This window comes from Kutzneria sp. NPDC051319 (assembly GCF_040682195.1).
GTDB lineage: Bacteria > Actinomycetota > Actinomycetes > Mycobacteriales > Pseudonocardiaceae > Kutzneria.
Window position 1 is genome coordinate 1 of sequence record NZ_JBFBAM010000140.1, and the last position, 9,504, is coordinate 9,504.

Genomic DNA, 9,504 nt, shown 5'->3' on the forward strand with positions numbered 1-9,504 from the left:
ACGAACCCGAAGAACACCACGGTCGTCCCGTCGAACCGCCGCGCGGGCACGTCGCACACCGGCACGTTCGGCGCCAGCGGGATGTGCCACGCCGACCGTCCGGTGCGGCGGCGAAGCTCACGAGCGTGCGACGGGTTGGTCACCACCAAGGCTTCGCTCAGCGGGACGAGGGTCTCGTCGTACTCGTGCAACGTGGTGACCAGCGGCGCCGGAAACCGAGCCTCGCCCATACCGTCCGGAAATCCGAACGGCGCGTGTTGGACGTGCACGAGATCCGCGCCCGCCGCCAGTTCCACGACGTCGACGCCGACGTGGCACAACGCCGGCACCAGATGTCCGGTGTAGTCGGCCACGCCGTCGCGACGCCGGTCGACGCCGCCCTGGACCATCGCCACCCGCAGTTCACCCATGGCGCGACGATTACCCGCGCCGTGGCGGGGTAACGCCTTATCGGAAGACAACACAACGAGAAGACAACACAACGAAGGGAGACGAGACATGGCCACCGGAGAAACCGGCTTCGACGACGTGAGCTTCGACCTGATCTCGGTCCAGTACCACTCGCTCAAGGGCGGCCACGACTACGGCCAGTACGCGCGGGACGCCCGCAATGCCGGGGAGAACGAGATCGCCGAGTTCTTCGAGCAGGTGATGGCCGAGGACTCCGAGCGCGCGCGGCGCTGCCACGAGTTCCTGACCCGCATCGGTCAGACGAGCAAGGCCGGTCCGGCGGTTCGGTGACACGGATGTCGACGCAAACCCTGATCCGCCGGGTCAAGCAGCAGTACCAGGGCGACGAGGAACGCCCCCTGGGTGGCTACCTGGCGGTGCTCGGCGTGTACAGCGGCGTGACCGGAGGTCTCGCCGCCCTGGCCAAGGCGTTGAAGATCTCGACGCCCACGCTGAGCCTTTCCGACACGGCGCTGTTGGCGGTGGGCACGTTCAAGCTGAGCCGCCTGCTGACCAAGGACGCCGTGACCAGCCCGCTGCGCGCGCCGTTCACGCGGTACGAGGAACCGGCCGGCGACGGCGAGGTGATGGAGTCGGTTCGCGGCCACGGCATGCGACATGCCGCCGGGGAACTGGTGACCTGCCCGTTCTGCCTGTCGGTGTGGCTGGCGACCGGCCTGACCGCGGGACTGGTGTTCGCGCCGAAGCTGAGTCGGCTGGTGTGCGCCACGTTGACCGCCCTGGCCGTCTCGGACGGGCTGCAACTGGCGTACGACAACGCGAAGGACGCTGGGGATGACTCGTGAACGCAATGTCCGGACGGTCCGGCGGCTGCTGGAGCTGGTCAACAGGCAGGCGTTCGACCGCCTCGACGAGGTGTACGCCTACGACCTGGTCGACCATGATCCGGCGCCCGAGCACGGCGGCGGCTTCGACGGCGTGCAGCGGTACTTCACCGACCTGAGTGCGGCGTTCCCGGACCTGCACCTCGAAGAGGACGTGCTCATCGCCGACGGTGACCACGTGGCCATGGCGTACCGGCTCAGCGGCACGCAGCACGGCCGCTTCCACGGCGTCGCCGGCACCGGCCGCCGGGTCGAGACGCGGGGCATGCAGATGGCCCGCTTCGCCGACGGCAAGATCGTCGAGCGCTGGGGCGCCGTCGACGACCTCGCGATCCTGGGCCGCCTCAACGTCGCTGTCCCGTCATGACCGACGGGAACGAGGTCGCCGAGGTCGAGGCCGCCGCCTACACGGTGCCCACCGACGGGCCGGAGGCGGACGGCACCCTCTCGTGGGACGCGACAACACTTGTTGTCGTGACCGTCCGCACCCGGGCCGGTGTGACCGGCCTCGGCCACACCTACGGCCACGAGTGCCTGACGGTGCTGATCGACGGCCTGCTGGCGCCGCGAGTCGTGGGCATCGACGTGCGGGAGACCGGCTCGGCCTGGGAGGCGATGCGGTCGGCCGTCCGCAACCTCGGCCGCCCCGGCCTGTGCTCGATGGCGATGGCCGCCGTCGACATGGCGTTGTGGGACGCCAAGGCCCGCACCCTCGACGTGCCGCTGCACCGGCTGCTCGGCGGCAGCCGGACCGAAGTCCCGGTCTACGGCTCCGGCGGCTTCACCACGTACTCCCGCGACGACCTGGTCCGGCAGCTGGCCGGCTGGGTCGAGCAGGGCATCCCGCGGGTCAAGATGAAGATCGGCATCTCACCCCAGGACGACCTCGACCGGGCCTGCGCCGTCCGCGAGGCGATCGGCGGCGAACCCGAGCTCTACGTGGACGCCAACGGGGCGTACGACCAGGTCACCGCGCTGCGGCTGGGTCAGCGGCTGGTCGAGCGGGCCGACGTGACGTGGTTCGAGGAGCCGGTCAGCTCCGACGACCTGTCCGGACTGGCGAGCCTGGCCCGTGACCTGCCGTTGGACGTGACCGCGGGGGAGTACGGCTACCACCTGGAGTACTTCCAGGACATGGCGCCGTGCGTGGACGTGCTCCAGGCGGACATCACCCGCTGTGCCGGCATCACCGAATGGCTGCGGGTCACCTCGGCGGTGACGAAGCCGATGTCCGCCCACTGCGCCCCGTCGGCCCACGTGCACGCGGCGACGGTTCCGCCGCATCTGCGACATCTGGAGTACTTCCACGACCACGTGCGCATCGAGCGGATGCTGTTCGACGGTGTGCTCGAACCGGTCCAGGGCTGCCTGATCCCGGCCGAGACACCCGGCAACGGGCTGGTGTTCAAGGAGGCCGACGCGAAGCGATTCCGGGTGCGATGAGCGGGTATCCGTCCGCTGTGGACGGACTGGACTGCACGCCGCACGTGCTACGCGAGTACGCGCTTGTCGCCGACGGCGAACGTGGCGCGCTGATCGACCCGCAAGGCTGTGTGGCGTGGATGTGCGCGCCGAGGTGGCACGACGACGCCGTGTTCGGTGCGCTGATCGGCGGCGGCGGGCACTACCAGGTGGCGCCGGCCGACCCGTGGCACGTGTGGGGCGGCTACTACGAGCCCGGAACCCTGATCTGGCACAGTCGGTGGAGCACTCGCGACACCATCGTGGAGTGCCGGGAAGCGCTGGCCCTCCCGGCCGACCCCCACCGCGCGGTGCTGCTCCGACGGGTGTTGGCCAGTGATGATCCGGTCGACATGCGGGTTCGCTGCCGGCCCGGGGCCGGATTCGGCCAGGCCGAGGTGCGCGACGTGCGGCGTGACGGCGCGGTGTGGACCATGCGCAGCGGTCCACTGTGGATCCGCTGGAGCGGTGCCGCCGACGGGCAGGTGCGGGTGGACGCCGGGCGGCATCACGACTTCGTGCTGGAGGTGTCCGACCGGCCGTTCGACGGGCCGCCGCCGGATCCGGAATTGTGCTGGCAGGAAACCGAACACGGGTGGCGGCAGGCGGTGCCGGACTGTGTGAACACCCTCGTGCCGCACGACACCAGGCATGCCTACGCCGTCCTGACCGGGCTGACCGCCGGCTCCGGAGGCATGGTCGCCGCCGCCACGACGTCGTTGCCGGAGCGGGCGAAGCTCGGCGGCGACTACGACTACCGGTACGCCTGGATCCGTGACCAGTGCTACGTGGGAGAGGCCGTCGCCGCCCACCAACCGCACCGCCTGATGGATGACGCCGTCCGCTTCGTCGCCGAACGGCTCATCGAGGACGGCCCCGACCTCAAGCCGGCGTACACCGTGACCGGCGGGCAGATCCCGGACCAGCGCGAACTCGACCTCCCGGGCTATCCCGGCGGAACCGACCGCATCGGCAACCGCGTGCGCCACCAGTTCCAGCTGGACGCCTTCGGCGAGGCGCTGCTGCTGTTCGCCGCGGCTGCCGAGCACGACCACCTGACCCCCGACGCCGAGCGGGCCCTCAAGATCGCCGTCGATTCCATCGAGCGGGAGTGGCGCAGGACCGAGGCCGGCGTGTGGGAGTTGGAGGAGCGGTCCTGGACCCATTCCAACCTGGCCTGCGTCGCCGGCCTGCGTCGCACCGCCCGGTTCACGATGACCAACCGTTGCACGACCTTGGCCGACGCCATTCTGGCCGAGACGACGCGGACCTCGTTGCACCCCAGCGGCCGCTGGCAGCGGTCCACCAAGGACGATTCCGTCGACGCTTCGCTGCTGCTGCCGGCAATCCGCGGTGCGGTGCCGGCCGACGACCCGCGCAGCGTGGCCACCGTGCGGGCCGTGCGCGAGGACCTCGGCCGCGACGGCTACGTCTACCGCTTCCGGCACGACGACCGTGAGCTCGGTGCGGCCGAGGGCGCCTTCCTGGTGTGCGGCTTCTGGCTGGCCCTCGCCGAACACCACCAGGGCGACCACATCGAGGCCGCCCGCCGCTTCGAGCGCAACCGCGCCTCCTGCGGGCCGCCCGGCCTGTTCACCGAGGAATACGACGTGCGCCAGCGACAGTTGCGCGGCAACATCCCGCAGGCCTTCGTGCACGGCATGCTGCTGGAATGCTCGGCTCGCCTGGCCCACGACAGGCCGACATGAGGGAACGCCCCGCCGAGGCGGGGCGTTCCCTTCGGCCTCAGCGTGAACGTCGATACAGCCACGCTGCGGCCGGGCCGGCAGCGGCGACGGCAACCGCCGCCGCGGCCACGGCCGTCCGCGCCGCCCTGCTCGGCGCGGACGGCCGCTCGGGTTGCGGCTGCGCCCCCTGCAGCGCAGCCGCGATGACCTCGGCCAGGTGCATCGGCCGCTGGTTGACGTCGGACTGGTCGATCTGGGTGCGGCAGCTGAAACCGTCGGCCAGCACGAGGGTCTCCGCGCCGGCCTGGCGCAGCGACGGCAGGAGCTTGTCCTCGGCGCAGGCCATAGACACCTCGTAGTGCTCCTGCTCGAAGCCGAAGTTGCCGGCGAGGCCGCAGCAGCCCGCGTCGAGCACGTCCACGTCGATGCCGTACTGGCGCACGAGTTTCTCGTCGGTGTCGAAGCCGAGCACCGCGTGGTGGTGGCAGTGCGGCTGTGCGACAGCCTGCCGGCCGACCGTGGGCGGCCGCCAGTCCGACGCCCGCTCGGTGAGGATCTCGGCCAGCGTCCTGGTCTGGTGCGCGAGCCGGTGGGCGTCCTGGTCGCCGTGCAGCAGCTTGGGCAGGTCGTCCCGGAACACGGCGGCACAGCTGGGTTCCAGCACGACGATCGGCGTGCCGTCCCGCAGCTGGGGCTTCAGCGTTTCCAGCGTGCGTCGGGCCACGCGCTGCGCGGTGGCGAGCTGGCCGGTGGAGATCCACGTCAGTCCACAGCAGACAGTCCGATCGGGAGTGAGCACCTCGAAACCGGCGGCCTCCAGCACCTGCACGGCGGCCTCGCCGATGGCGGGATGGAAGTTGTTGGTGAAGGTGTCCGGCCACAGCAGCACCTTGCCGCGCTGCCCGGCGAGGCTGGTCCGGCCGGCCAGCCGCTTCACCAGCCGTCGCCGGGCGAAGAAGGGAACCGCGCGCTGGTGGGCGATGCCGCCGAGGGCCTTGACCGGGCGCAGGTTCGACACGGAGTTGACCAGGCTCGGGGCGAAGGCGGCGAGGCGGGCCCACAGCGGCAGCCAGCCCATCGAGTAGCGCGAGAGCGGACGCAGCCGGCCCGCGTAGTGGTGGGAGAGGAACTCGGCCTTGTAGGTGGCCATGTCCACATTGACCGGACAGTCGCTCTGGCATCCCTTGCACGCCAGGCAGAGGTCGAGGGCGTCGTGCACAGCGTCGGAGCGCCAGCCGTCCCGTCCTGGATCACCTCGCCGTTGAGCATCTCGAACAGCAGCCGCGCCCGACCGCGGTGGAGTGCTCCTCCTCGCGGGTCGCGCGGTAGCTCGGGGCACATCACGCCGCTCTCGTGCCCACGGCACTTGCCGACGCCGACACACCGCGCCGCGGCCTTGGCGAACCGGTTGTCGTCCTCGGGATACGCGAAGTGCGTGGTCGGCTCCCATGGCCGGTAGTCGCTGCCCTGCCGGAGGTTCTCGTCCAACCGATGCGGATGCACCACCTTGCCGGGGTTCATCAGGTCGTCGGGGTCGAACAGCGCCTTGACCTTGCCGAACGCCTCGACCAGCCGGGCGCCGAACATGAGCGGCAGCAGCTCGCCCCGGGACTGCCCGTCGCCGTGCTCGCCGGACAGCGAGCCACCGAAGGACACCACCAGTTCGGCGCTCTCCTTGGCGAAGCGGCGATAGCTGGCGACGCCGTCGGCCGTCTTCAGGTCGAACGGAATGCGGGTGTGAACGCAACCCTGGCCGAAGTGCCCGTACAGCGAGGCGTTCTCGTACTCGTACCGCTCCAACAGGTCGCGGAACTCGCGCAGGTAGTCGCCGAGCTTCTCGGGCGGCACGGCGGCGTCTTCCCAGCCCTCGTGCGTTTCCGGTCCCTGCGGCGGGTAGGCGGTGGCGCCGAGGCCGGCTTCCCTGGCCTGCCAGAGCTCTTCCTCCCGGCTCGGGTCGTCCAGGAAGGCGACGTCGGGGGCGTTGGGCTTGCGGTGCAGGTCGTCGCAGAGCGCCTGCGCGCGCCGGTCGACCTCTTCCTGGTCGGTCCCGGCGAACTGGACCATCAGCCAGCCGCTGCCCTTGGGCAGCTGCTTGATGGCCTGTTCGGCCAGGTGCTCGCTGTGCTCCAGTTGGACCAACTGGTCGTCGACGCCCTCCAGCGCGGCCGGCTCGTGCGGCAGGATCTCCGGCACGCAGTCCGCCGCCGCGGTGATGTCGGGAAAGCCCAGTACCACCAGGGTCCGCGCCGGCAGCACGTCGACCAGCTGGATCTCCGCCCGCAGCACCGTCACCAGCGTGCTCTCGCTGCCCACCAGGGCCTTCGCCACGTTGAACCCGCTCTCCGGCAGCAGCGAGTCGAGGTTGTAGCCGGAGACCCGACGCGGGATCTTCGGGTACCGCGTGCGGATGTCGCCCAGATAGGTGTCGCGGAGCTCGCGCAGACCCCGGTACAGCTCGGCGAGCCGGCCACCCCCGGCGACGATCCGCTCGTAGGTCTCGTCGGAGGTCTCGCCGACCCAGGCTCGGCAGCCGTCGTGGGTGAGGACCTCCAGCCGCACCACGGCGTCGACCATCTTGCCGTACGCCTGCGCGGTGGAGCCGCACGAGTTGTTGCCGATCATGCCGCCGATGGTGCAGCTGACGTGCGTCGACGGGTTCGGGCCGACCATCAGGTTGTGGCTGGCCAGCTGGTCGTTGAGCTCGTCCAGCGCGATGCCCGGCTCGACGACGCAGGTCTTGGCGGCGACGTCCACCGACACCAGTCTCGTGCAGTACTTCGACCAGTCCAGCACCACGGCCTCGTTGCAGCACTGGCCGGCGAGGCTGGTGCCGCCGCCCCGTGACAACACGGGCACGCCGGCCTCGTGGCACACGCGGATCGTGCGGACCGCGTCCTCGACGGTCTTCGGGACGACAACGCCGACGGGCACCTGGCGGTAGTTGGAGGCGTCGGTGGACTAGGGCCTGTCCTCAAAGCCAGATCAGCAGCACCGCCAGATCAACCATGCCCTGATACGACACCGCCGTCTTGTCATAACGCGTCGCGATCGCCCGATACTGCTTGAGCCGCGCGAAACACCGCTCCACCACGTTGCGCCGCTTGTAGGCCTGCGCGTCGAACACCGGCGGGCGGCCCCCGCCACGACCGCGCCGCGCCCTGTTGTCCCGCTGGTCACGACGCTCCGGGATCGTGGCCTTGATCCCCCGCCGACGCAGATACGCCCGGATCGCCCGGCTGGAGTAGGCCTTGTCCGCCAGCACCCGGTCCGGGCGGGTCCGCGGCCGGCCCCGACCCGCGTACGGGAACCGGACCGCGTCCACGACCTGCGTGAACATCGTGCAATCGTTGACGTTGCCCGCGGTCAGCAGCACCGACAGCGGGCGGCCGTGTCCGTCACAGGCGAGATGGATCTTGGTGGTAGGACCGCCACGAGACCGACCGATAGCATGATCATCTGGTTCGCTATGCCCACCACGCGACCCCGTCAGCCCCCTGTGTGCGACGCGACAACACCACGGGCGCCAGCAGCGTGCTGGTGGGCACGCACGATGCTGGAATCGACCGACACCTCACGGTCCAACTCGTCAACCGCCTCGGCGATCACCCGCACCCGGGCTACCAACATGCTCAGCGTGCCGTCGCGGGCCCACCGCCAGAACCGGGTGTAGACCGTCTTCCACGGCCCGTACCGCTCGGGCAGATCCCGCCAGGCGACCCCGGTCCTGGCCTTGAACAACATTCCGTTGATCACCCGACGGTCATCGACCCGGGGACGACCTTTCACGCCAGACGCCGGCAACAGCGCTTGGATGGCCTGCCACTGCTGGTCAGTCAGTTCATGCCTACGCACCACAGCTGGAGATCAAACCAGGTCGGCCACAACCCCTTTGAGGACAGGCTCTAGGTGGCCCTGCTCCCGGCGTCGAACCTGACTTCGCCCTTGACCGTCCTGTCCAGTTCCACCGCCAGTTCCACCGAATCTCTTTTGAGGTGTCAAGTTCCCCTGACCGGGTACCTAGGGGTGAGGATTTCCCTTCAGTTCAGGGAGGAAACATGGCCGACAACACTGTGGCCGACCAGCCCCACCCGATTTCGGACGAACCGGAGCTGCTGCTGCCCAGCGGCTGGGCCGAGGCGTTCCTGTCCCAGCTCGCGGCGGACGGCGAGGACGAGCCGAACGTGATGCGCGGCCTGGACTGAGATCGATGGTGTGAAACCCCTGATCGCCGGGAATCCAGCGATGCAACGGTCCACATGGGACCGTCCCACAACTTCAGGGGTTCATGTGGTGGCACACCGCGAGCGGCGACGGACCGCTTTGATGATTCCCTCCCAGGTGATGCGAGTCCGCCCCAGCCGGGTGACAGTGGGCACGGACGGTTCGTACTGGGGACGGGCCGCCCTGGGCTGGGCGGCCCGGCACGCGCACCGCGCCGGCCTTGAGCTCGACGTCTACGAGGCCGACCGGCGGTTCGAGGACCTGCCGGCCGACCTGCCCGCCGATATCGGCACCGGCTCCGTGCTACGACCATATCCGCTGCTGGGGGCGCGGATTCGCAGCAGCGGAGCCGATGCCGCGTCGACCCTGCTGGCCGCGTCGGCGGAAAGCGGACTGCTGGCGCTCGGCTGCCGTGGCCAGCACAAATGCCACCTGGGCGTCGGCCGGCACGCCATGCTGCTGGCCGGCTCGGCCAAGTGCGACGTGGTCGTCGTCCGCGGCCGCCCCCAAGCCGTGCACGGCGAGTTCCGCAAGGTGACCGCCTGGCTGGCCGAGGACGGCTCCGACGAGGTCGTGGTCGCCCGGGCCAAGGAGTTCGCCAAGCTGAGCCGCTCGGTGCTGGAGGTCGCCCGCCGGCGGCCCGCCGCCTCCGTTCCCGACGGCACGGACCTGATCGTGGTCGGCGGGGACGCGCAGCTCGGGCTGGCCGCCCGAACCGCGCTGCACCACGCCATGTGCCCCGTGTACGTCGTGCGCTAGGCCGGCGCCGCCGCCAGCTCCGGCACCCGGGGCAGCACGTGCTCCGTCCAGAACTCGAAGAACTGGTCCTGGTCGGGCCC

General features: G+C 70.3%; 10 protein-coding genes and 1 pseudogene. 7 read left to right on the forward strand and 4 right to left on the reverse strand.

Going from position 1 to position 9,504, the window contains the following annotated elements; translation table 11 throughout:
* On the reverse strand, positions 1 to 410 hold a 410-nt coding region (locus AB0M73_RS49220), incomplete at its 3' end, for a hypothetical protein (protein WP_363907052.1).
* Between the two features lie 88 nt (positions 411 to 498).
* On the opposite strand from AB0M73_RS49220, the gene AB0M73_RS49225 reads away from it, so the two are divergent.
* From AB0M73_RS49225 to AB0M73_RS49245, 5 genes are read left to right on the forward strand one after another with little or no spacing between them, the layout of a single operon-like run.
* Positions 499 to 741 carry an acyl carrier protein gene (locus AB0M73_RS49225; protein WP_363907054.1) on the forward strand — a complete coding sequence of 81 codons (243 nt, stop codon included), beginning with the start codon at positions 499 to 501 and terminating at the stop codon, positions 739 to 741.
* Positions 742 to 746: 5 nt separating this feature from the next.
* A complete protein-coding gene (locus tag AB0M73_RS49230; RefSeq protein ID WP_363907056.1) occupies positions 747 to 1,256 on the forward strand; it encodes a DUF1360 domain-containing protein in 510 nt (169 codons plus the stop codon).
* Positions 1,246 to 1,662 (forward strand): ester cyclase, encoded by a 417-nt coding sequence (locus AB0M73_RS49235; protein WP_363907058.1) that lies wholly within the window; start codon positions 1,246 to 1,248, stop codon positions 1,660 to 1,662. The genes AB0M73_RS49230 and AB0M73_RS49235 overlap by 11 nt, the downstream gene beginning before the upstream one ends.
* The gene (locus tag AB0M73_RS49240; protein ID WP_363907060.1) at positions 1,659 to 2,738 is read left to right on the forward strand and encodes an enolase C-terminal domain-like protein; all 1,080 of its coding nucleotides are present in this window, start codon (positions 1,659 to 1,661) and stop codon (positions 2,736 to 2,738) included. Before AB0M73_RS49235 ends, AB0M73_RS49240 begins: the two co-directional genes overlap by 4 nt.
* Entirely contained in the window at positions 2,735 to 4,465 is a 1,731-nt protein-coding gene (locus AB0M73_RS49245) for a glycoside hydrolase family 15 protein (RefSeq protein ID WP_363907062.1), read from the forward strand. The genes AB0M73_RS49240 and AB0M73_RS49245 overlap by 4 nt, the downstream gene beginning before the upstream one ends.
* Before the next feature lie 37 nt (positions 4,466 to 4,502).
* Here the strand turns inward: AB0M73_RS49245 and AB0M73_RS49250 are convergent, their stop codons facing one another.
* From AB0M73_RS49250 to AB0M73_RS49260, 3 genes and pseudogenes are all read right to left on the reverse strand, one after another.
* A complete protein-coding gene (locus tag AB0M73_RS49250) occupies positions 4,503 to 5,462 on the reverse strand; it encodes a (Fe-S)-binding protein (protein WP_363907064.1) in 960 nt (319 codons plus the stop codon).
* On the reverse strand, positions 5,378 to 7,375 hold the full coding sequence (locus AB0M73_RS49255) for an FAD-linked oxidase C-terminal domain-containing protein (protein WP_363907067.1): 1,998 nt from the start codon (positions 7,373 to 7,375) through the stop codon (positions 5,378 to 5,380). Before AB0M73_RS49255 ends, AB0M73_RS49250 begins: the two co-directional genes overlap by 85 nt.
* Positions 7,376 to 7,415: 40 nt before the next feature.
* Positions 7,416 to 8,296, reverse strand: a pseudogene (locus tag AB0M73_RS49260) (IS5 family transposase).
* A 203-nt stretch (positions 8,297 to 8,499) separates the two neighbouring features.
* Here AB0M73_RS49260 and AB0M73_RS49265 point away from each other — a divergent pair.
* Together AB0M73_RS49265 and AB0M73_RS49270 are read left to right on the forward strand one after the other, a co-directional pair.
* Positions 8,500 to 8,646 (forward strand): hypothetical protein, encoded by a 147-nt coding sequence (locus AB0M73_RS49265; protein ID WP_363907069.1) that lies wholly within the window; start codon positions 8,500 to 8,502, stop codon positions 8,644 to 8,646.
* Between the two features lie 121 nt (positions 8,647 to 8,767).
* Complete coding sequence (locus tag AB0M73_RS49270) at positions 8,768 to 9,424, forward strand: hypothetical protein (RefSeq protein WP_363907071.1); 657 nt, start codon at positions 8,768 to 8,770, stop codon at positions 9,422 to 9,424.
* Positions 9,425 to 9,504 lie beyond the last annotated feature (80 nt).

Bases quoted from the DNA above. Each gene is read 5' to 3' on its own strand.
- AB0M73_RS49235 (WP_363907058.1), top strand. From the start codon at position 1,246: ATGACTCGTGAACGCAATGTCCGGACGGTCCGGCGGCTGCTGGAGCTG.
- AB0M73_RS49225 (WP_363907054.1), top strand. From the start codon at position 499: ATGGCCACCGGAGAAACCGGCTTCGACGACGTGAGCTTCGACCTGATC.
- AB0M73_RS49245 (WP_363907062.1), top strand. From the start codon at position 2,735: ATGAGCGGGTATCCGTCCGCTGTGGACGGACTGGACTGCACGCCGCAC.
- AB0M73_RS49230 (WP_363907056.1), top strand. From the start codon at position 747: ATGTCGACGCAAACCCTGATCCGCCGGGTCAAGCAGCAGTACCAGGGC.
- AB0M73_RS49265 (WP_363907069.1), top strand. From the start codon at position 8,500: ATGGCCGACAACACTGTGGCCGACCAGCCCCACCCGATTTCGGACGAA.
- AB0M73_RS49240 (WP_363907060.1), top strand. From the start codon at position 1,659: ATGACCGACGGGAACGAGGTCGCCGAGGTCGAGGCCGCCGCCTACACG.
- AB0M73_RS49270 (WP_363907071.1), top strand. From the start codon at position 8,768: ATGATTCCCTCCCAGGTGATGCGAGTCCGCCCCAGCCGGGTGACAGTG.